Source organism: Pseudomonas sp. VA159-2 (assembly GCF_024126635.1).
GTDB classification, from domain to species: Bacteria; Pseudomonadota; Gammaproteobacteria; order Pseudomonadales; family Pseudomonadaceae; genus Aquipseudomonas; species Aquipseudomonas muyukensis.
The window spans coordinates 81,249-101,626 of the sequence record NZ_JAMYBV010000017.1 but is presented as its reverse complement, the minus strand read 5'-3'; the positions used below and the strand labels follow the sequence as shown (position 1 = coordinate 101,626).

The following is a 20,378-nucleotide window of genomic DNA, read 5'->3' as shown; positions in this document are numbered from 1 at the left end:
CGCCCTGCTGAAAGGGCAGGACGAATATCAACCTAAAGTCAGCTAATGGGCTTCCCTGAAACCATAGAATCTCCTACAGGTATTGCAGGCCGCAATCGGCGTAGGAGCCGGCTTGCCGGCGAACACCGGCGCAGCCGGTGCCATCCATCGCAGCGCCTGGTTCGCCAGCAAGCTGGCTCCTACAGGTATTGCAGGCCGCAATCGGCGTAGGAGCCGGCCTTGCCGGCGAACACCGGCGCAGCCGGTGCCATCCATCGCGGCGCCTGGTTCGCCAGCAACGGTGGCAGATCGTCGGCAAAAACCACCAGACAAACGGCCGCGAATAGCTAGTTCAAAAGTGATATCAGTTCGCTTGCACCGCGAAAACGCCGATCTATGCTCAGGTTCATCCCAGAGCAGAAGGAGCCCCGGCTCATGTTCGAATACCATCGCAAGTCCGATCTGGTCGAGATCCAGCGTTGCCGCCAGGCCCTGGCGGGCATGGAGGCCAAGCTGGCAGCGATCAGCCGTTCGATGGCGATGATCGAGTTCGCGCCAGACGGCACGATCCTCGAGGCGAACGAGCATTTCTGCAGCACCATGGGCTACAGCGCCGAGGAGATTCGCGGCAAGCACCACCGCATCTTCTGTGACCCGGCCTATGCCAAGAGCGCCGAGTACCAGCAACTGTGGCGCGAACTGGGGCAGGGCAAGGCCATCAGCGGCACCTTCGAGCGCCTCGACAAGGCCGGCCGCGAGGTCTGGCTGGAAGCCAGCTACATGCCGGTGATCGACGAGCGGCAACAGGTCACCAGTGTCATCAAGGTGGCCTCGGACATCACCCGCCATGTCAATGAGGAGCACGAGAGCGAAAGCTTGCTCAAGGCCATCGGCCGTTCCATGGCGGTGATTGAGTTCACCCCGGCCGGGCGGGTGATCAAGGCCAACCAGAACTTCCTCGACACCATGGGCTATCGCCTGGAGGAAGTGGTGGGCCGGCACCACGGGCTGTTCTGCCTGCCCCACGAACGTGAGTCGGCGCAGTACCGCGACTTCTGGGCCTCGCTCAACCGCGGCGAGTACCACTCGCACCGCTTCGAGCGCATCAACAAACAGGGCCAGACCGTCTACCTGGAGGCCTCGTACAACCCGATCTTCGACAACAAGGGCCGCTTGTACAAAGTGGTGAAGTTCGCCAGCGACATCACCAACCAGGTCAGCACCCAGCAGACCGCCGCCGATGCCGCCCATGCCAGCTCGGTACAGACCGACGCCTGCGCGCGCAAGGGCACCCAGGTGGTGCAGCAGACCGTCGAGGTGATCGAGCAGATTTCCGCCGAGCTCAACCAGGCCGCGCGCAGTATCGATGCCGTGAGCAAACAGTCCGAGGCGATCGGCCAGATCGTCCTGACCATCCGTGGCATCGCCGACCAGACCAACCTGCTGGCGCTCAATGCGGCGATCGAGGCGGCGCGGGCCGGCGAATACGGCCGCGGCTTCGCGGTGGTGGCCGACGAGGTGCGCAACTTGGCGGCGCGTACCAGCAAGGCCACCCTGGAGATCGTCGAGGTGGTGCGGCAGAACCACGACCTGTCCCTGACCGCGGTGGCCAGCATGCAGTCGAGCCTGACCCGTACCGGGGTTGGGGTGGAACTGGCCAACGAGGCGGGCACGGTGATCATGGAAATCCAGCAGGGTTCGCGGCACGTGGTTGACGCGATCAGCCAGATTAGTTCGACCCTGCAATTGCACTGAGGTTTTCCCGCAGTTCGCGTTCGAGGCCCTGCAGGCTGGCGTGCAGCCGTTCGAGCAACGAAGCGAGCGGCTGGCGGTGGGCGATGGCCTGCTCCAGGGCTTCGCAGTCCTGCACCACGGTCCTGACCTTGAGCATCTTGGCCCCACCCTTGATCCGGTGTACCACCGGGCCAAGCGCCTCGCTGGGCGGGGAGCTGCCCAGCGCCCGCAGGGCCTGCAGGTCCTCGGCATTGCTGGCGGCCAACTGCTCCAGCAGGCGCATGATCAGCTGCTCGTCATCCTGGGTCAGGTGGCGCAGCTGTTCCAGATCGAAACCACTGGCACGTGTCGTGGGGCAGGTGTTTGGGTCGATGCCGTGCAGGTGGGCCAGGCAGCCTTTCAGGGCCTGCAGGCCGATTGGCTTGAACAGGCAGTCGTCCATGCCGCTGTCCAGGCAACGCTGGCGTTCTTCAGCCTGGGCGTTGGCGGTGACGCCAATGATGCGACAAGCCGGCCGCGTGTGTTCTTTCTCCGCAGCGCGGATGCGCCGGGCCAGTTCATGGCCGTCCATCACCGGCATGCTGCAGTCGCTGAGCACCACATCGAAGTGCCCGGCCTGCCACAGCGCCAGGGCCGCCTCGCCCTGGTCGGCGAGCACTACGTGGTGCCCAAGTGAGCGCAACTGTTTCTCGAGCAGTAGCAGATTGGCGGGATAATCGTCGACCACCAGCACCTGCAGCGGCCCGCCGGCGATCTCTCGGCCGATACCGCTCACCGGCTCCCGACTGGGTGGGGGGCAGACCTGCAAGGTGAGCAGGATGTCGACCTGGGTCCCGAGGCCCTCGAGACTTTGCAGGCTCAACTGGCCGCCCATCAACTCGCACAGCTCGCGGCTGATCACCAGGCCCAGCCCGGCACCTTGGCGGCCCTGGCTGCCGTCGGCCTGGGCGAACGCGTTGAACAGGCGCGCCTGATCGGCGGCGCTGATGCCCATGCCGCTGTCACGAACCTGCAGGGTGATGCGCAGCCGTTGGGCGTCCAGCGCCTTGGCGGTGAGGGTCACGTCGACCTGTCCGCGGTCGGTGAACTTGATGGCGTTGCTGATCAGGTTCGACAGCACCTGCTTGAGGCGCAAGGCATCGACCCGCACCCAGCAGGGTGGCTCGGGCAGTGCGCCGCGCAGCTCGATGCCCTTGGCCCGCGCATTGCCCTCGAACACCCGCAAGGTCGCCTGAACCAGCTCGACCAACTCGACCGGCTGGGGCTGCAGGGTCATATGACCGGACTCGATGCGCGAGATATCGAGCACATCGCCGATCAGGTCGAGCAGGCCGAGCGCCGAGTCGTGGGCGGTTTTCAGCGCGTGGCTGTCGCTGCGCCCGTGGCGGCTGTCCTCCAGGGCCAGCTCGAGCAAGCCGATGACCGCGTTCATCGGCGTGCGGATTTCATGGCTCATGACCGCCAGGAAGGTGCTTTTCGCCTGGCTGGCCCGTTCGGCATCGTCCTTGGCCTGGCGCAGTTGTTCGAGCAAGCTGCGGCTGAGCGCCAACTGCTCCTGCAAGGCGCGCTGGGCTTCGGTGCGCTGGTGAATCAGCTTGCGCAGGTAGGTATTCCAGAACACCACGCCGGCCAGCAGCACGGCGGCCAGCACCAGCACCTGCAAGGCCAGGGTACGGTAGTTGCGCCAGGGGCTGTCGCTGACCACGGCATTGGTACGCCAGCGGTTGACCAGTTGCTCCAGTTCGTCCGGCGGGATGCTCAGCAGCGCCTTGTCGAGGATCGCCTGCAACTGCGGCAGCGCCGGGCTGACGGCGAATGCCGCCAGGGCTGGCTCGTCACCTTGCAGGCCGGCGATCCTGAGGCGGCCCTTGAACACCTGGTTGATGAAGTAGGCGGCGTTGATGTGCGAACTGATCGCCACGTCGGCCTCGCCGTTGGCCACGGCCTCCATCAGTTGCAAGGGGTTCTCCACCTCGATCGGCTGGATGCCGATGGCCTGGCGCTCCAGGCCATCGCGCAACGGTGAGCCGCGCAGCAGCGCCACGCGCAGGCCGCTCAGCGGCTGGTCGCCAATCAGCGGCGGAGCATTGTGCCGGGTAACCAGTACCCGCGGGCTGATCATGTAGGGCCGGGTGTAGCGCAGGCGCAGGGCGCGGTGCACGCCATAGCCGATGGCGCCGATCATGTCGACCTGGCCCTGGGCGGTCTGCTCGACCATGTCCTGGAATGATTCGGACTCGACGACCTGGAAGCGCAGGCCGGTGCGCAGGCTGATGCGTTCCAACAGGTCCAGGGCGATGCCACGGGGGTTTTGCTGGGCATCGGTAAAGCTCAGCGGCGCCAGGGTGGTATTGATCATGACCTTGACCTGGCGGTGTTGCTCGATCCAGTCGCGCTCTTCCGGGGTCAGGGCGGCCAGGCGGCGATCGAGCAGGACACTGGTGCTGCCGCTGGTCCAGCGGCGCAGAATGTTCAGCCGCTCGCTGTCGGCGATCCTGGCCAAGGCCAGGTTCACCAGTTTCAGCAGGCGCGGGTTGTCGCGGGCCAGGGCAAAGGCAAAGGTGCCGGCCGGCGCCTTGACGAAGTGGTCGACCTTGACCATCCCCTGGTAACCCTTGGCGATCACGTAGTCGGTACTGATGGCATCGCCCAGGTAGGCGTCGGCCTGGCCCAGGGCCACCGCCGCGATACCGGCCAGGGTCGAGCGATACAGACGCAACTGGGCCTGGGGGAACAGCTGTTGCACGGTCTGCATCGGCAGGTAGTGGTCGACCATGGCCAGGTGCAGCCCGGCCAGGTCGTCGTCTTCGCGCAGCGTGCGGGAATGGCGCGAGGCGATGACCGGCAGGTCGTCGGCATAGGAGTGGGTGAGGGCCAGCTCGGCATCGTTGGCCTCGAAGGCGTTGGAGGTGCCCAGCAAGTCGACTTCGCCGGCGCGCAGCGCGGCCAGGGCCAGGGCCCGGCTGGCATAGCGGCGCACCCGCACTGGCACGCCGAGCTGTTCGCCAATCAGCCCGGCGTAGTCGGCGCTCAAGCCTTCGTAGTCGGCCTGGCTGGTGTTGATGTCGAATGGCGGGTAGTCCGGACGCGAGCTTCCCAGCACCAGCTCTTTACGCTGTGCCAGCCAGCGCCGGTCGGCGTCGTCGAGTTGCAACGGGGGCGCGGCGCTCAAGGCCCGCGCCAGCAGGTGGCGGCTTTCGCCCTGCACGGCGGCAGGGGCGGGAAACGGCCATGTTAGGACCAGCACCAGGCACAGCAGCGTGCGCCCGATCATGCTTCAGGCCACGTCGTTACGTTTGGCGAGCTCAACCATTTCGACCAGTGACTCAGTTTTGAGTTTTTCCATGATCCGGCCACGGTAGGTACTGATGGTCTTGGCGCTGAGGCTCATCTTTTCGCCAATGAACTTGTTGGCCTGGCCCTTGCTGAGGCGGCGTAGTACCTCCATTTCGCGATTGGACAACTGGCCCAGGCGCTCGCTCTCGCTCCCCAGCGTGTTGCTGTTGACCGCCATCTGCGGGAAGGTCGAGTAGCCCTTGACCAAGGCCTTGAGAGCGAACATCAGGGCGTCGAGGTCTTCGTCCTTGTTGACGAAAGCGGAGATGCCCGCGTCCATGCAGCGGCGCACGTAAAGATCGGCAGGCTGGCCCGTGTAGACCATGATCCTCGGCGCAGGATCCAGCACCTTGAGGCGCTTGATCACCTCCATGCCGTCGAGGTCGGGCAGGCCAATGTCGAGGATGACGACCTCGGCCTTGGTTTTGGCGGCCAGGTCCTTGGCCTGCTTGCCTTTGTCGGTTTCACCCACGATGGTGAAACGTTCGCGTTCGAGCAGCATGCGCACGGCCAATCTAACAATGTGGTGGTCATCAACCAGCAACACGGATGTCATATGGGTAACTCCTGTACAAGGTGCAGCCCGTGTCCTGCGCTGTACTGCATACGCAAGGTGCCGGGCCAACTGGGCTGCGCGCACCTTACGGATAATCAGGAGCCTTGGTAATAGGCGAGTATAGGTGTGTTGATAAACCTACAAGATGTTGTTGAAAATTCCTACAAATACCCTCAAGGGCAAGCTGCGTGTTGCTTGTTGACCCGCTGGGTCGCTGCCGGGTTGTTGGCCAGGGCCTTGCCGGTGCGGGTGGGGCGGATCATCAGTTGCCCGCCGCAATTGGGGCACTGGCCCTGGAAGTGGCGGTCGTTGCAGGGGCGGCAGAAGGTGCACTCGAACGAGCAGATCAGTGCATCCGGGCTTTCGGCCGGCAGGTCGCGGTCGCAGCATTCGCAGTTGGGGCGCAGTTCGAGCATGGCAGGCATTCCGTTGGCAAGTTGCACGCAGTGTGCAACGCCGCCATCCCCGACGGCAATCAGCCCTTGCAAGGTCTTCGCGATTTTTCGAGGATGGCCGCATTCCATTCAAGAATGCCGGGGCTGCTTTGCAGCCCTTTCGTGACACAAGGCCGCTCCTACAGGACGGCGCGGCCGTCAACGACGGCAATCGCTTCAGCTGCCCTGGCGGTACAGGTGGGCGTGCCCGGCGCGGTACAGCGCGGATTCGGCGAACGGCGCATCGCCCAGCACCTGGCCGACCAGAATCAGCGCGGTGCGGCGAAAGCCTTTGGCCGCTACCCGCTCGACGATATCCGCCAGGGTGCCACGGGCCCAATCCTGGTCCGGCCAAGTGGCACGGTGCACCACGGCAATCGGGCAGTCGCCGCCATAGTGCGGCAAAAGCTCGTCGACGATGCGCGCCAGGTGCTTGACCCCCAGGTGAATGGCCAGGGTGCTGCCATGCCGGGCCAGGTCGGCCAGTTGCTCGCCAGGCGGCATCGGCGAGCTGTCGCCGTAGCGGGTGAGGATCACCGTCTGCGCCACGTCCGGGAGGGTCAGCTCGCAGCCCAGCAGCGCGGCGCTGGCGGCAGTGGCGGTGACCCCGGGAATGATCTGGTAGTCGATGCCCAGTGCCTGCAGGTGGCGGATCTGTTCGCCGATGGCGCCGTACAGGCTGGGATCGCCGCTGTGCACCCGGGCCACGTCCAGGCCTTCGGCGTGGGCCTGGCGCATGGCTTCGACGATCTGCTCCAGGTGCATTTCGGCGCTGTTGAGCACGGTTCGGGCGTTATGGCCCTCGAGCAGCGCAGGCGGGACCAGCGAGCCTGCGTAGATGATCACCGGGCATTGGCGAATCAGGCGCTGGCCCTTGACCGTGATCAGTTCCGGATCGCCGGGGCCGGCACCGATGAAGTAGACCGTCATGGCGGTTCCTTGCAGGTAAAGAAGCGGATTATCCGCCGATGGCCAGCGCCAGGGTAGCGCCGGCAAGGACCTGCCGTGGCACGTGCAGGTTGGGTTGTGGCGAAACGCGGGCAGCCAGGGCCAGGGCGGCGCTTTCGGCCACGCCCCAGCAGCCGGTCTGGGCGTAGGCAGTGGCCGAGCGTTGGCTAAGCAACGGCTCGAAAGCCAGCAGGTGCGTGGCGTCGAAGCACAAAAACGGCACGCCAAGGCGCTCGGCCAGGGCCAGCAAGCCCGGTTCCCGGGCCTTGGGGTCGATGCTGGCGATGGCACGCAAGGCAGACAGGGGCAGGGCGTGGCGGGCCATGGTCTGGCGCAGCAGCACCGCCAGGGTTTCGACGGGGCAGCCGCGGCGACAACCAAAGCCCGCGTATAGCGCCGGCTGCAGGCGGAAGTCGAGCATCAGGCCGGGTTGGCGCGGCGGAACAGCCAGGCGCTGAGCAGGCCCAGGGCCAGCCAGAACGCGGCGTTGGTCAGCCAGGAGGCGATCTTGAACTGGCTGGCCAGGGCCTCTGGCGCCAGGCTTGCATGCACCGCCGGTTGCGGCGCGCCGATCACATGGGGGCTTACCAGCAGCACGATACCCAGCACCTTGAACAACCAATGCCGGCTGAATACCAGCAAGGCCAGGCCGGCCGCGGTGGCGGCGGCAGTGCCGATCCACCAGGCCTGGCGTTGGCCCAGGTCGGCGGCGGCGGTGCCTGGCAGCTCGGCGGGCAAGCCCAGGGTGGGGGCCAGGCAGAACACGGCGAAGCCGGCCAGCCCCCAGAGCGCCCCGGTGCTGACGCGCCCCGGCTCGCGCAGGCTGTACAGCGCGGCGAGGATCAGGGCGAAGCCGACAGCTACCACCAGGTTGCCACCGGTGGTGGCCAGCACCCGCTGCCAGCCGTCTTCCGGTGCCCAGGCCTCGGCGCTGTGCTCATGGCTGTGGCCGGCTTCGGCTGGCGCGTGTTCATGCTGCTCGGCTACCGGCTCGGCGCTCTCGAAGGTTTCCGCCTGGAGGATCAGCGGGGCGATCCAGAAACTTTGCAGCAGGGTCAGCAGCAGGGCGGCGAGCAGCCCGCTGAAACCCGCGGTGCGGGCGATGCGCGTGATCATGCGGGGATACTCAGTGGCAGGGGAAGGCGGCGCTGTGGCGGGTGTCGTGGGCGGCGTTGTGTACCGCCTCGATGTGCGAGAAGCCGGCGAAGTACACCAGGCTCAGGCCCAGCAGGCTGGCGCCCACGGCGACCAGCAGGCGCTGGCTGAGGCTGACGGGGGTGGCGATGCTGTGCTTGGCACTGGTGATAGGCATGACGCGTTCCTCTGCTGCTTTTGTTTTGGGCAACGGGCAAGCGCGACGCGCCCAGGCACGGATGGCCCAGGGCATGCGACAGCACCCGCCCACCGCGGGGTTGTTCAGCGAGCACGGCAGGCCGGTCTCCGGGCTGGCGAGGCAGGGTGCGCTCGCTTACCGTTGCGGGGGCAGCACCGGCTTTGTCCTGGCCTGTTGGAGGCCATGTGACGCACCGGTTTCCCGTTTCACCCCCGGCTGGGGGCACCTGCAGGCAATGCGCTAGCAAATCACGGGGCGTAGCCGGCGTCAATCGCGGCGGCGGTTGACCGTTGTCGGGTGGATGCGTAGCCTTGCCGCTTCGAGGTTCTCAGGCCTGGCCTGAGCTAAGACGGGAACGCGGTACAAGCCGCGGCTGCCCCCGCAACTGTAGGCACTGAAAGGTTCGGCACAGCCACTGCGCAGGCGCGCGGGAAGGCGCCGACCCACCGGCCCCGGCGCCGGATGGTGCAAGCCAGGAGACCTGCCTCGCGACGTTTTCGACTTTCAACCGGGCGGGGTGATCCGGTGGCGAACGCGCCCGGCCAGCATGGCCGCGGCCGCCGTCCCGCATGCCCGCGCCACAGCCGCCAAGGGCAACGCGACATGAAAACACTGGCCAAGCTCCCCGTCACCATCGTCACCGGCTTTCTCGGCTCGGGCAAGACCACCTTGCTCCGCCACATGCTCGACAACGCCCAGGGCCGCCGTATCGCGGTGATCGTCAACGAGTTCGGCGAACTGGGCATCGACGGCGAGATCCTCAAGCAGTGCAGCATCGGCTGCACCGAGGAAGAGGCACAGGGCTGGGTCTTCGAACTGGCCAACGGCTGCCTGTGCTGCACCGTGCAGGAGGAGTTCTTCCCGGTGATGCGCGAGCTGGTGGCCCGTCGCGGCGACCTGGACCATATCCTGATCGAAACCAGCGGCCTGGCCCTGCCCAAGCCCCTGGTACAGGCCTTCCAGTGGCCGGAAATCCGCAACGCCTGCACGGTCGATGCGGTGATCACCGTGGTCGACAGCCCGGCGGTGGCTGCCGGCACCTTCGCCGCCTACCCCGAGCAGGTCGACGCCCAGCGCAAGCTCGACCCCAACCTGGACCATGAGTCGCCGCTGCACGAGCTGTTCGCCGACCAGTTGGCCAGCGCCGACCTGGTGGTGCTGAACAAGGCCGACCTGATCGACGCCGCCGGCCTGGCCAAGGTGCGCGCCGAGGTGGCCGAGGAACTGCCGCCGGCGGTCAAGGTGATCGAGGCCAGCAGTGGCCGCCTGCCGCTCGACGTGCTGCTGGGCGTGGGCGCCGAGTCCGAGGCGCATATCGATGGGCGTCGCACCCATCATGATTCGCACCACGACGGTGACGATCACGACGACCACGATCATGATGCCTTCGACTCGATTTCCATCGACCTGCCCGAGGCCGACGAAAGCCTGCTGCTCGACGCCTTGAGCCAACTGGTCGGTGAATTCGGCATCCTGCGCGCCAAGGGCTTCGCTGCCATCCCCGGCAAGCCGATGCGCCTGCTGATCCAGGGCGTGGGCACCCGTTTCGACAAGCACTTCGACCGCGCCTGGCGCAGCGATGAACCGCGCATCACCCGCCTGGTGCTGATTGGCCAGGACCTTGACGCCATGCAGCTCGAAGCGCGCCTGCGCCAGGCCCTGGGTGCCTGACCCATGCACCTGCTGCGGACCCAGCCCGGCGGCTTCGTGCCGGACGACAGCATTGCCGATCTCGGCCAGACACCTGCCGAGCTGGTGATCCTCTGCAGCGGCGACTCCCATCTGGCACTGCTGGCCGAAACCGCCGAGCAGTTGCCGGACGATTTTCCCAGCGTGCGCCTGGCCAACCCGATGCAGGTGCAGAACCACGCCTCGGTCGACCTGTATGTCGACCAGGTCCTGCGCCATGCCAAGCTGGTCCTGGTCTCGCTGCATGGCGGTGTCGGCTACTGGCGCTACGGCGTCGAGCAGCTGGTGGCCCTCGCCAGCCGTGGCGTGCAGTTGGTCCTGGTGCCGGGCGACGACCGCCCGGACCCGGAACTCACCGACCTGGGCACGCTGCGCGGGGCCCAGGCCGAGCGCCTGTGGCACTACCTGCGCCAGGGTGGCAAGGCCAACGCGCTCAACCTGTTCAAGTGCCTGGCCAGCCAATGGCTGGGGCGTGACTACTCCTGGGGCGAGCCCCAGCCGCTGCCGCGCACGGCGGTCTATCACCCGGCCCGCGCCAGTGCCGGGCTGCAGGACTGGTACGGCGAGTGGAACCCTGAGTACCCGGTGACGCCGCTGCTGTTCTATCGCTCGCACTTGCAGGCGGCCAACACCGCGTTCATCGATGTGTTCTGCCAGCGCTTGCAGGCGTGCGGGCTCAACCCGCTGCCGATCGCCGTGGCCAGCCTCAAGGAGCACGCCTGCCTGGAGCAGGTGCAAGCCTGGCTCGACGAGGTGCAGGCCGAGGTGGTGATCAATACCACAGGCTTTGCCTTGTCCAGCCCAGAGCAGCCCAACCTGCGCCCGCTGCGCCGCGACGTACCGGTGTTGCAGGCCATCTGCGCCCAGGACAACCAGCCCGGCTGGGAGCAGAGCGAGCAGGGCCTGGGCGCCCGCGACCTGGCCATGCACATTGCCTTGCCGGAGCTTGACGGGCGCATCATCACCCGCCCGGTGAGCTTCAAGGACCTGGCCTGGCGCAGCGAGCGCAGCCAGGCCGACGTGGTCTGCTACCGTGCCCACCCCGAGCGCATGGACTTCGTGGCCGAGTTGGCGCGGCGCTGGGTGGCGCTGGCGCGCCTGGACAACCAGGAAAAACGCGTGGCCCTGGTGTTGGCCAACTACCCGACTCGCGACGGGCGCATTGGCAATGGCGTGGGCCTGGACACCCCGGGCGCGGCGTTGAACATACTCAGGGCCATGCAGGGCCAGGGCTACCCGGTCGCCGGCCTGCCCGACAGCGGTACCGCGCTGATCCAGCAGTTGCTGGGCGGCGTGACCAACGACCTCGACCACCTCGACCAGCGACCCTGCGCCCAGAGCCTTAGCCTGGCCGACTACCAGACGGCCTTCGCCGCGCTGCCCGAGGCCAACCAGCGTGCGGTGCTGGCGCGCTGGGGCGCCCCCGAGCAGGATCCGATGTTCCGCAGCGGGCGGATGATGGTCGCCGGCTTGCGCTATGGCCTGACCTTCGTCGGTATCCAGCCGGCGCGGGGCTACCAGGTGGACCACAGCGCGGTGTACCACGACCCGGATCTGGTGCCGCCGCATGGCTACCTGGCGTTCCATTTCTGGCTGCGCAACGGCTTTGCCGCCGATGCCGTGATCCATGTCGGCAAGCACGGCAACCTGGAGTGGTTGCCGGGCAAGGGCGTGGGGCTGTCCGCCGAGTGCTGGCCGGACGCGCTGCTCGGGCCGCTGCCGAACATCTACCCGTTCATCGTCAACGATCCGGGCGAGGGCGCCCAGGCCAAGCGGCGTACCCAGGCGGTGATCATCGACCACCTGATGCCGCCGCTGACCCGGGCCGAGACCTACGGCCCGTTGCGTCACCTGGAGCAGCTGGCCGACGAATATTACGAAGCCCAGCTGCTCGACCCACGTCGGGCCCAGGAGCTGCAACGGGACATACTCGAGCTGCTCAAGCGCAACCACATCGACCGCGAGCTGCAACTCGAAGGCCAGCTGGACGACGCGGCGGTGTGGCTGCCACGCCTGGACACCTATCTGTGCGACCTCAAGGAATCGCAGATCCGCGACGGCTTGCATGTGTTCGGCCAATCGCCGGGCGGGCGCTTGCGCACCGATACCCTGCTGGCCTTGTTGCGGGTGGCGCGCGGTGATGGCAAGGGGGCCAACGCCAGCCTGATCCGTACCTTGGCCAAGGCCCTTGGGCTCGGCTTCGATCCACTGGACTGCGACCTGGGGCAGCCCTGGGACGGGCCGCGGCCTGCGCCGCTGCAGGCGGTGGACGCGGCCTTGTGGCGGACCTGCGGCGATACCCGCGAACGCCTCGAGCTGCTGGCGTCGAGCCTGATCGAGCAGGCGCTATGCGGCGCTGTCGAGTTGCCGCAGGAGCCGTGCTGGCAACCGCTGCGCGATGTGCTCGCGGCCTTGCTGGACGATGTCGCGCCGCGCCTCGATGCCTGTGGCGGCGCCGAAATGGACGGCCTGCTGGCCGCCCTGGCTGGACGTTTCGTTCCGGCCGGGCCCAGCGGTGCGCCCAGCCGCGGGCGCTTGGACGTGCTGCCCACCGGGCGCAACTTCTATACCGTCGATGTGCGCAACCTGCCGACCACCACCGCCTGGCGCCTGGGCTTCGCCTCGGCCAACCTGATCCTCGAACGCCACCTGCAGGACCACGGTGACCACCTGCGCCAACTGGGCCTGTCGGTGTGGGGCACGGCGACCATGCGCACCGGCGGCGACGATATCGCCCAGGCCATGGCGCTGATGGGCGTGCGCCCGGTCTGGGCCAGCGCCAGCCTGCGGGTCGACGACTTCGAGATCCTGCCATTGAGCCTGCTCGACCGGCCGCGGGTGGATGTGACGCTGCGGGTCTCCGGTTTCTTCCGCGACGCCTTCGGCAACCTGATCCGCCTGTTCGACGCGGCCGTGCAGGCGGTGGCGGCGCTGGACGAGCCTGACGACTACAACCCGCTGGCCGCCCGCGTGCGCGCCGAGCGCGCCGCCCTGCTGGCCGAAGGCCTGGACGCCGAGCAGGCGGCCCGCCAGGCGGGATGGCGGGTGTTCGGCGCCAAGCCCGGGGCCTATGGCGCCGGGGTCCAGAACGCCATCGACGGGCGCCTGTGGCACAGCCGCGACGACCTGGCCGAGGTTTACCTCAACCATGGCGGCTACGCCTATGGCGCCAGCGACGAGGGTACCCCGGCGCGCGCGCGCTTCGCCCAGCGCCTGAGCCAGGTGCAGGCGGTGCTGCAGAACCAGGACAACCACGAGCACGATCTGCTCGACTCCAACGACTACTACCAGTTCCAGGGTGGCATGCTGGCCGCCGCCGAGACCTTGGCCGGCAGTGCGCGCGCCAGTTACCACGGTGACCACAGCCAGGCCGACCGACCGCGCATCCGCACCTTGAAGGAAGAGCTGAACCGGGTGATCCGCGCCCGCGCCCTCAACCCCAAGTGGATCGACGGCGCCAAGCGGCACGGCTATAAAGGGGCTTTCGAGCTGGCGGCGACGGTCGACAACCTGTTCGCCTTCGACGCCACCACCCACCTGATCGACGACCACCATTACCAGGGCCTGGCCGACGCCTACGTGCTCGACCCGGCCACCCGTGCGTTTCTGCGCGAGCACAACCCCGAGGCCCTGCGCGACCTTACCGAGCGCCTGCTGGAAGCCCAGCAGCGTGGTTTGTGGCAGGAGCCGGGCGATTACCGCGACAGCCTCGAGCAACAGTTGCTCGATGGCGAGGAAGATAGCTGAAGATGAGCGAACCCGTGCAATTCCCCCTGGCCGCCGTGGTCGGCGCCGACGACCTCAAGCTGGCCCTGTGCCTGACCGCCATCGACCCGAAGATCGGCGGCGTGCTGATCGAGGGCCCGCGCGGCATGGCCAAGAGCACCCTGGCCCGTGGCCTGGCCGACCTGCTGGGTGATGGCCCGTTCGTGACCCTGCCCCTGGGGGCGACCGAGGAGCGCCTGGTCGGCACTCTCGACCTGGATGCCGCGCTGGGCCAGGGCCAGGCGCGCTTCTCGCCTGGCGTGCTGGCCCATGCCGATGGCGGCGTGCTGTATGTGGACGAGGTCAACCTGCTGCCCGATCCGCTGGTCGACCTGCTGCTGGATGTGGCGGCCAGCGGAACCAACCGCATCGAGCGCGACGGTATCTCCCACCGCCATGCCGCGCGCTTCGTGCTGATCGGCACGATGAACCCTGAGGAGGGTGAGTTGCGCCCGCAACTGCTCGACCGCTTCGGCCTGAATGTCGCTCTGGACGGCCTGCCGGCGCCCGAGGCGCGCCAGCAGATCATTCGCCGGCGCCTGGCTTTCGACAACGACCCTGAAGCATTCCGTGGCCAATGGGCCGACGCGCAAGCGGCCTTGCGCGACCGCTGCCAGGCCGCCCGCGAGCGCCTGGCCGGCATCGCCCTGGACGACCAGGCCCTGGCCTGGATCACCGAGCGCTGTTTCGCCGCCGGGGTCGATGGCCTGCGCGCCGACCTGGTCTGGTTGCGCGCCGCTCGGGCCCACGCCGCCTGGCGTGGCAATCTGGCGATCGAGGAGGCTGACGTCGAGGCGGTTGCCGAGTTCGCCTTGCGCCATCGTCGCCGCAGCGATGGTGCGGATGCGCCAGCCACCGCAGGCGGTGGGCCAGCGCCCGGGCAAGACGCCCAGGGCGGGCAGGGCGACTGGGGCGCCTTGCCCCCCCAGGCGGTGACCAGCGCGGCCCGCCGCGAGGTGCCCAACTGGGCAAAAAAGCCCTGAGCATCCGCGCACGCAGCGCCCAGGCGTCGGATGCCAGACCGCGCGGCGGTGATTTGCCGGGCACTGTCCGTGGTCGCGCACGCGCCGCCGACAGCGGCCGGATCGCCTGGCTGGCGACCCTGCTCAAGGGCCGGCCCCGCCAGCGCCGTGATCTGTGCTGGCAACAACGCCAGGCCCAGGGCCCCGAATTGTGGTTGGTGATTGTCGATGCCTCGGCCTCGACCCGTCGTCACCAGGCCCTGGCCCAGGGCAAAGGCCTGCTGGCCGGGTTGTTCGACCAGGCCTATCGGCAGCGGGCCCGTTTGGCCTTGCTGACCGCCAGCGGCAGCAAGCCGCACTGGCAGCGCCACGGGCTCAAGGCCTCAGGCGCCTTGCAGCCGTGGCTGCAAACCTTGGGCGCGGGCGGCGGCACGCCCCTGTTCGCGGCGCTGGAGGAGGCCCGCCAGTGGTTGCTGGCGCGCGGCAAGCGCCTGCCCCATGAGGTGCAGCGCTGCCTGATATTGACCGACGGTCGCCTGCAACAAGGGCACGCGCCACAACCGATGCCTTGCAGCACCCTGCTGGTGGATATGGAAATGGCGGCTGTGCGTATCGGCCGCGCACGACAACTTGCCGAACAACTTCAGGCCGACTATCGACATATCGAACAGTTCGCGCCGGTCAACTGAACGGTACAAGCGCGACACTTTGTCGCAAGTATGAAGTTGTTGAAAATACTCAAGAGGTGTTAGCACAAGTGCGCGAGGGCGCGCACTTGTGGGGGCAGTCTTACTTCGGCATGGACCAGGGTTGCAGGTCATAACCCTTGCGCGACAGTTCCGCGCGTACTTCCTCGATCAGGCTGGCCCATTGCGCTGGGTCGGAATAGACCCGCGAGGATACTTGCTTGCTGCCGATACGGGTGCTGGTCCGGTCGATCACTGCCAGGCTCAGCTCACCAGTGCCGTTGGGTGCATCCCAGGCAACGCACTGGAAGGGTTCGAAGGCGTGGTCGGCGATCAGCAGTGCTTCGTTGACACGGAGCGGGGCGTTCATGGTTCGGTCTCTCTCATGGTCCCAAACAGCGAAATTAAGTTCCGCGGTGCAGTTTTTCAAAGTCTACAGCGCGGGGTTATTCGTACTGATGCTCCAGATCAGGGTTGAAGTCACATGGCCGTTGAAATTTTTTATGCGTGCCGAATTTAATCTACGGCTCCCCGGCGGCTATGACGTCATGCCGGGGTGAAAATTCCCTGCGGTACTTTTGCCGACCCAGATGGGCTGACCAACGGTCATGGAGGGCGTCAAGTTCATTGCTACTGTTAATTTTGGCGTCGCAACTAACTGTTTATACGTAAAAAACTTAAATCTGGCGCCAAGGAACGGTCATGCTTGAACCTGCTTCCCACCGCCGCTTGCTGATCGTCGACCCATGCGACGACTGCCACCGTCTGCTGCCGGGCTTGCGCAGCGTCGGTTGGGAGGTACGCAGCTGTACCCTGGACGCTGCCCTGGAGCAGCCGTGCGATGTGGGCCTGGTGCGCTTGCAGGCCTCGCACCTGCGCCATCCCGAGGCCGTCAAGGACCTGATCAAGCGCAGCAACACCGAATGGATCGCCGTGCTCAGCGCCGAAGAGCTGCGCTTGCAGAATGTCGGCGACTTTGTTTGCGAATGGTTTTTCGACTTCCATACCTTGCCGTTCGATGTGTCGCGGGTGCAGGTTACCCTGGGGCGCGCGTTCGGCATGGCGCGCCTGCGCGGCAAGGGGGCCGTGCAGGTCAATGAGCCTGCGCACGAGCTGCTGGGCGAGAGCCGGCCACTGCGCGAACTGCGCAAGCTGCTGGGCAAGCTGGCGCCCACCGAGTCGCCGGTGCTGATCCGCGGCGAGAGCGGCACGGGCAAGGAGTTGGTGGCGCGTACGCTGCATCGGCAGAGCCTGCGTCACGACATGCCGTTCATCGCCATCAACTGTGGCGCCATCCCCGAGCACCTGATCCAGTCCGAGCTGTTCGGCCACGAGAAGGGCGCCTTCACCGGGGCGCACCAGCGCAAGGTGGGGCGCATCGAGGCGGCCAACGGCGGCACGCTGTTTCTCGACGAGATCGGCGATCTTCCCTTAGAGTTGCAGGCCAATTTGTTGCGTTTTCTCCAGGAGAAACACATCGAGCGGGTGGGCGGCAACCAGCCCATCGCGGTGGATGTCAGGGTGTTGGCGGCCACCCACGTGGACCTGGAAAAGGCGATCGGGCAAGGGCGCTTTCGCGAAGACCTGTATTACCGCCTCAACGTCTTGCAGGTGGTGACCGCGCCCCTGCGCGATCGGCATGGCGATCTATCGATGCTGGCCAGCCACTTTTCGCAGTTCTACAGCCAGGAGACGGGCAGGCGCCCCCGCTCATTCAGTGAAGGCGCTCTGGCGGCGATGGGGCGGCACGACTGGCCAGGCAACGTGCGTGAGCTGGCCAATCGGGTCCGGCGTGGCCTGGTACTGGCCGAAGGGCGCCAGATCGAAGCCCTGGACCTTGGCCTGCAGGCGCTGCCGGAGCAGGACCAGCCCTTGGGCACCCTGGAGGACTACAAGCACCGGGCCGAGCGCCAGGCCTTGTGCGATGTGTTGAATCGCCACAGCGACAACCTGAGCATCGCGGCGAAAGTGCTGGGGGTGTCCAGGCCGACGTTCTACCGCCTGCTGCACAAGCACCAGATCCGCTAGCTGGCTCTTGCAGGTTCAGGCGGATTGCCTCAACGCGCCAGGCGCCCGCTGACGAAATGCGCCACGTCGTTGAACCCCGGCGTGGACGCATGCCCCGGCGTGACCAGCGAATCGATGAACGCCTCGTCCTCGGCGTTGATCTTCACCGCCAGCGCCCCGGCATAGGTGTCCCACTGCGCCTCGGTACGCGGCCCGACGATGGCCGAGCTGACCAGGCGGTTGTTCAGCACCCAGGCGATGGCGAATTCGACGATGCCGACCCCCTTGGCTTCTGTGTAGGCGTGGATCTTCTGGGCGATGGCCAGCGACTCCTGGCGCCACTCCACTTCCATGATGCGCTTGTCCTGGCGCCCGGCGCGGCTGCCTTGGTCGGGGGTCGAGCCAGGAGCGTACTTGCCGCTGAGCACGCCACGGGCCAGCGGGCTGAAGGGCACCACGCCCAGGCCGTGGTATGCGGCGGCGGTCAGTTGCTCGGGCTCGGCCTGGCGGTTGACGATGTTGTACAGCGGCTGGCTGACCACTGGCTTGGCGATGCCGAGCTGCTCGGCCAGGTTGCAGACCTCGGCGATGCGCCAGCCACGGAAGTTGGACAGGCCCCAGTAGCGGATCTTGCCCTGGGCCAGCAGGTCGCCCATGGCGCGCACGGTCTCGGCCAGCGGTACGTTGTGGTCTTCGCGGTGCAGGTAGTAGATGTCCAGGTAGTCGCTGCCCAGGCGCGTGAGGCTGGCTTCGATGGCATTGAACAGGTGCTTGCGCGACAGGCCGCTGCGGTTTGGCAGGCCATCGACCGGGCCGTAGCCGGCCTTGGAGGCGACGATCCAGTCCTGGCGGTTGCGGGCCACCGCCTCGCCGACGATCTCCTCGGAGCGCCCAGCGTTGTAGACGTCGGCGGTGTCGATGAAATTGATGCCCTGGTCCCAGGCTTTGTCGATGATGCGCAGAGCGTCTTCGGTGCTGGTCTGCTCGCCGAACATCATGCTACCGAGGGTGAGGGCCGAGACCTGCAGGCCGGATTGGCCGAGAGGGCGGTAGAGCATCGCGAATCATCCTTTTCTGACAGTGTGGGAGATTTGTTTTACACAGTTCATGGTGGGTTTGAAAGGGTGGTGGGCGCAGGTGGCGATTCGTTCGGCGACAGAGGTGTAGTGCCTATCAGCACGAGCGCCGCCTCCCCAGGTGCCCTCATCCCGGCCAAGCCTCGATCAGCTCCCGCGCCTGGCGGCTCGACAGTGGCCGCTTCAGCCGCTGCGACGGCACCGCCATGGCCCGTTCATAGCCCTTGGCGATCACCGCCTCGACCTGGTCATCCAGGCATTGCAGGGCAATGAAATCCCCTTGCTCCGGCGCTCCTACATACTCGATGCGGTTCCACCCGCGCGCATGCCCCAGCACCTCGTAAGTGCACCCGTGCTGGTAGGTCCAGAAGAACGGCACATCGTCACACCGGCGCCGCTCACCGAGCATGTTGACGGTGGCGATCACCCCATGCTGCTGGGCCAGGCGCCAGTGCTCGATGCGCACGGGGCTGCCGGCGAGCGGGAAACGCGCGATACGCCAGCGGCCCACAAGCCGTCGGTGGCCTGCAGGTGCGCGTCGACCTCGATGGCACCGTGCTCATCTGACGCGCGCACCGGGGTGGGGATGCAACAGCCGACGACCGGGCGTTGAGGTTTTACAATTGCTCACATAAAGCTCATGTGAGACTAAATTGACTCAAAATGAATCAGTAAGTACCATTCGCGCCGTTTTCTAATCAAAGGCTCGGGTGAGTACATGAGCAACTTGCGTGCAATGGGTGTGGCCAGCTGGCTGGCGGTGGCGGTAGCGCTGGCCGGCTGCGGCGCGGCGGACGAACAACCGGCCGCCGCCGACGCGGTATTGGCGGTTCAGACGGTGACGGTGGCGAGCGAACAACTGGCACTGGCCTCGACCCTGCCGGGCCGGGTCGAGCCGATGCGTGTGGCCGAGGTACGTGCCCGCGTGGCCGGCATCGTCCTGCACAAACGTTTCGAGGAGGGCGCCGACGTCAAGGCCGGCGATGTGCTGTTCCAGATCGACCCGGCGCCGTTCAAGGCGGCCCTGGCCCGCGCCGAGGCCGACCTGGCCCGAGCCCAGGCCGTGCAGCAGGAGGCCCAGGCGCGGGTCAAGCGCTACGAACCGCTTGTGAAGATCGAAGCGGTCAGCCAGCAGGACTTCGACAGCGCTACTGCTGAGTTGCGCAGTGCCCAGGCGGCGGTACGCGCCAGCCAAGCCGAGGTGCAGAGCGCACGCCTGAATCTGGGTTATGCCACCGTCACCGCACCGATCTCCGGGCGCATCGGCCGGGCCCTGGCCACCGAAGGCGCGCTGGTCGGGCAGGGCGACGCCACGTTGCTGGCGCGCATCCAGCAGCTCGACCCGATCTATGTCGATTTCACCCAGTCCGCCGCCGATGCCCTGCGTCTGCGCCAGGCCCTCAAGGACGGCGCCCTGGCCAGTGGCGACGAGCAGACCCTGACCGCGCAGGTGGAAGGCACCGACTACCAGCGCCAGGGCGCGCTGATGTTCACCGACGTGGCGGTCGACCGCGGCACGGGCCAGGTCACCTTGCGCGGGCGCTTCGACAATCGCGACGGCATCCTCCTGCCGGGCATGTATGTGCGTGTGCGCACCCCACAGGGCACTGACCAGCAGGCCATTCTGGTGCCGCAGCGCGCGGTGCAGCGTGGCAGCGATGGCCAGGCGCGGGTGATGGTGGTCGGGGCCGGCAACCTGGCCGAGGTACGCAGCGTGCGCACCGGGGTGATGCAGGGTTCGCGCTGGCAGATCAGCGAAGGCCTGCGCAGCGGTGACCAGGTCATCGTCGGCAGCCCGGCCGGGCTGGCAGCGGGCATGCCCGTGGCGCCAGTCCAGGTGCAACAGGCCGCGGCCCATTAAGGCGAGGGAAGC

At 66.9% G+C, this 20,378-nt stretch carries 16 protein-coding genes, 1 pseudogene and 2 riboswitches; of the genes and pseudogenes, 7 read left to right on the top strand and 10 right to left on the bottom strand.

All coding sequences use genetic code 11. From position 1 onward, the window contains the following. Positions 1–414 precede the first annotated feature (414 nt). Positions 415–1,734 carry a PAS domain-containing methyl-accepting chemotaxis protein gene (locus NJG22_RS17365; RefSeq protein WP_253096276.1) on the top strand — a complete coding sequence of 440 codons (1,320 nt, stop codon included), beginning with the start codon at positions 415–417 and terminating at the stop codon, positions 1,732–1,734. Here the strand turns inward: NJG22_RS17365 and NJG22_RS17360 are convergent. The 7 genes from NJG22_RS17360 to NJG22_RS17330 all read right to left on the bottom strand — a co-directional run bounded on the left by NJG22_RS17360 (position 1,709) and on the right by NJG22_RS17330 (position 8,299). After that, a complete protein-coding gene (locus tag NJG22_RS17360) occupies positions 1,709–4,987 on the bottom strand; it encodes a transporter substrate-binding domain-containing protein (protein WP_253096272.1) in 3,279 nt (1,092 codons plus the stop codon). The two genes, NJG22_RS17365 and NJG22_RS17360, sit on opposite strands and share 26 nt — an antisense overlap. 3 nt (positions 4,988–4,990) lie before the next feature. Then, on the bottom strand, positions 4,991–5,605 hold the full coding sequence (locus tag NJG22_RS17355; RefSeq protein WP_253096270.1) for a response regulator transcription factor: 615 nt from the start codon (positions 5,603–5,605) through the stop codon (positions 4,991–4,993). A 173-nt stretch (positions 5,606–5,778) separates the two neighbouring features. Next, complete coding sequence (locus NJG22_RS17350; protein ID WP_253096267.1) at positions 5,779–6,021, bottom strand: DUF1272 domain-containing protein; 243 nt, start codon at positions 6,019–6,021, stop codon at positions 5,779–5,781. A 195-nt stretch (positions 6,022–6,216) separates the two neighbouring features. Further along, positions 6,217–6,969, bottom strand: coding sequence for a precorrin-4 C(11)-methyltransferase (gene cobM / locus NJG22_RS17345; protein ID WP_253096265.1), 753 nt, complete (start codon positions 6,967–6,969; stop codon positions 6,217–6,219). A gap of 28 nt (positions 6,970–6,997) precedes the next feature. Further along, on the bottom strand, positions 6,998–7,408 hold the full coding sequence (locus NJG22_RS17340; protein ID WP_253096262.1) for a cobalamin biosynthesis protein: 411 nt from the start codon (positions 7,406–7,408) through the stop codon (positions 6,998–7,000). Next, positions 7,408–8,103, bottom strand: a complete 696-nt coding sequence (locus NJG22_RS17335; RefSeq protein WP_253096259.1) for a CbtA family protein — start codon at positions 8,101–8,103, stop codon at positions 7,408–7,410. Before NJG22_RS17335 ends, NJG22_RS17340 begins: the two co-directional genes overlap by 1 nt. A 10-nt stretch (positions 8,104–8,113) precedes the next feature. Beyond that, positions 8,114–8,299, bottom strand: a complete 186-nt coding sequence (locus tag NJG22_RS17330) for a CbtB-domain containing protein (RefSeq protein WP_134689735.1) — start codon at positions 8,297–8,299, stop codon at positions 8,114–8,116. Between the two features lie 101 nt (positions 8,300–8,400). After that, positions 8,401–8,565, bottom strand: a riboswitch (cobalamin riboswitch). A gap of 60 nt (positions 8,566–8,625) precedes the next feature. Continuing rightward, positions 8,626–8,824, top strand: a riboswitch (cobalamin riboswitch). 99 nt (positions 8,825–8,923) lie between these two features. Here NJG22_RS17330 and cobW point away from each other — a divergent pair. From cobW to NJG22_RS17310, 4 genes are read left to right on the top strand one after another with little or no spacing between them, the layout of a single operon-like run. Beyond that, positions 8,924–9,991 carry a cobalamin biosynthesis protein CobW gene (gene cobW / locus NJG22_RS17325; RefSeq protein ID WP_253096256.1) on the top strand — a complete coding sequence of 356 codons (1,068 nt, stop codon included), beginning with the start codon at positions 8,924–8,926 and terminating at the stop codon, positions 9,989–9,991. Positions 9,992–9,994: 3 nt separating this feature from the next. Further along, on the top strand, positions 9,995–13,756 hold the full coding sequence (cobN, locus tag NJG22_RS17320; protein WP_253096253.1) for a cobaltochelatase subunit CobN: 3,762 nt from the start codon (positions 9,995–9,997) through the stop codon (positions 13,754–13,756). Positions 13,757–13,758: 2 nt separating this feature from the next. Next, positions 13,759–14,757, top strand: a complete 999-nt coding sequence (locus tag NJG22_RS17315) for an AAA family ATPase (protein ID WP_253096251.1) — start codon at positions 13,759–13,761, stop codon at positions 14,755–14,757. 53 nt (positions 14,758–14,810) lie between these two features. Beyond that, positions 14,811–15,425 carry a magnesium chelatase gene (locus NJG22_RS17310; protein ID WP_253096248.1) on the top strand — a complete coding sequence of 205 codons (615 nt, stop codon included), beginning with the start codon at positions 14,811–14,813 and terminating at the stop codon, positions 15,423–15,425. A 100-nt stretch (positions 15,426–15,525) separates the two neighbouring features. Here the strand turns inward: NJG22_RS17310 and NJG22_RS17305 are convergent, their stop codons facing one another. Next, positions 15,526–15,792 (bottom strand): hypothetical protein, encoded by a 267-nt coding sequence (locus NJG22_RS17305; RefSeq protein WP_134689731.1) that lies wholly within the window; start codon positions 15,790–15,792, stop codon positions 15,526–15,528. 332 nt (positions 15,793–16,124) lie between these two features. Here NJG22_RS17305 and NJG22_RS17300 point away from each other — a divergent pair, with 332 nt between their 5' ends. Next, a complete protein-coding gene (locus tag NJG22_RS17300; RefSeq protein WP_253096246.1) occupies positions 16,125–17,450 on the top strand; it encodes a sigma-54 dependent transcriptional regulator in 1,326 nt (441 codons plus the stop codon). Between the two features lie 29 nt (positions 17,451–17,479). On the opposite strand, the gene NJG22_RS17295 is transcribed toward NJG22_RS17300, so the two are convergent. Together NJG22_RS17295 and NJG22_RS17290 are read right to left on the bottom strand one after the other, a co-directional pair. Further along, a complete protein-coding gene (locus NJG22_RS17295; RefSeq protein WP_253096244.1) occupies positions 17,480–18,487 on the bottom strand; it encodes an aldo/keto reductase in 1,008 nt (335 codons plus the stop codon). A 145-nt stretch (positions 18,488–18,632) separates the two neighbouring features. Next, positions 18,633–19,057: pseudogene (locus NJG22_RS17290) on the bottom strand (pyridine nucleotide-disulfide oxidoreductase); the annotation flags it as partial. 166 nt (positions 19,058–19,223) lie between these two features. Between NJG22_RS17290 and NJG22_RS17285 the strand changes: the two are divergent. Then, entirely contained in the window at positions 19,224–20,366 is a 1,143-nt protein-coding gene (locus NJG22_RS17285; protein ID WP_253096241.1) for a MexC family multidrug efflux RND transporter periplasmic adaptor subunit, read from the top strand. Positions 20,367–20,378: the final 12 nt, after the last annotated feature.

Bases quoted from the DNA above. Each gene is read 5' to 3' on its own strand.
- NJG22_RS17365 (WP_253096276.1), top strand. From the start codon at position 415: ATGTTCGAATACCATCGCAAGTCCGATCTGGTCGAGATCCAGCGTTGC.
- NJG22_RS17360 (WP_253096272.1), bottom strand. From the start codon at position 4,987: ATGATCGGGCGCACGCTGCTGTGCCTGGTGCTGGTCCTAACATGGCCG.
- NJG22_RS17355 (WP_253096270.1), bottom strand. From the start codon at position 5,605: ATGACATCCGTGTTGCTGGTTGATGACCACCACATTGTTAGATTGGCC.
- NJG22_RS17350 (WP_253096267.1), bottom strand. From the start codon at position 6,021: ATGCTCGAACTGCGCCCCAACTGCGAATGCTGCGACCGCGACCTGCCG.
- cobM (WP_253096265.1), bottom strand. From the start codon at position 6,969: ATGACGGTCTACTTCATCGGTGCCGGCCCCGGCGATCCGGAACTGATC.
- NJG22_RS17340 (WP_253096262.1), bottom strand. From the start codon at position 7,408: ATGCTCGACTTCCGCCTGCAGCCGGCGCTATACGCGGGCTTTGGTTGT.
- NJG22_RS17335 (WP_253096259.1), bottom strand. From the start codon at position 8,103: ATGATCACGCGCATCGCCCGCACCGCGGGTTTCAGCGGGCTGCTCGCC.
- NJG22_RS17330 (WP_134689735.1), bottom strand. From the start codon at position 8,299: ATGCCTATCACCAGTGCCAAGCACAGCATCGCCACCCCCGTCAGCCTC.
- cobW (WP_253096256.1), top strand. From the start codon at position 8,924: ATGAAAACACTGGCCAAGCTCCCCGTCACCATCGTCACCGGCTTTCTC.
- cobN (WP_253096253.1), top strand. From the start codon at position 9,995: ATGCACCTGCTGCGGACCCAGCCCGGCGGCTTCGTGCCGGACGACAGC.
- NJG22_RS17315 (WP_253096251.1), top strand. From the start codon at position 13,759: ATGAGCGAACCCGTGCAATTCCCCCTGGCCGCCGTGGTCGGCGCCGAC.
- NJG22_RS17305 (WP_134689731.1), bottom strand. From the start codon at position 15,792: ATGAACGCCCCGCTCCGTGTCAACGAAGCACTGCTGATCGCCGACCAC.
- NJG22_RS17300 (WP_253096246.1), top strand. From the start codon at position 16,125: ATGCTTGAACCTGCTTCCCACCGCCGCTTGCTGATCGTCGACCCATGC.
- NJG22_RS17295 (WP_253096244.1), bottom strand. From the start codon at position 18,487: ATGCTCTACCGCCCTCTCGGCCAATCCGGCCTGCAGGTCTCGGCCCTC.
- NJG22_RS17285 (WP_253096241.1), top strand. From the start codon at position 19,224: ATGAGCAACTTGCGTGCAATGGGTGTGGCCAGCTGGCTGGCGGTGGCG.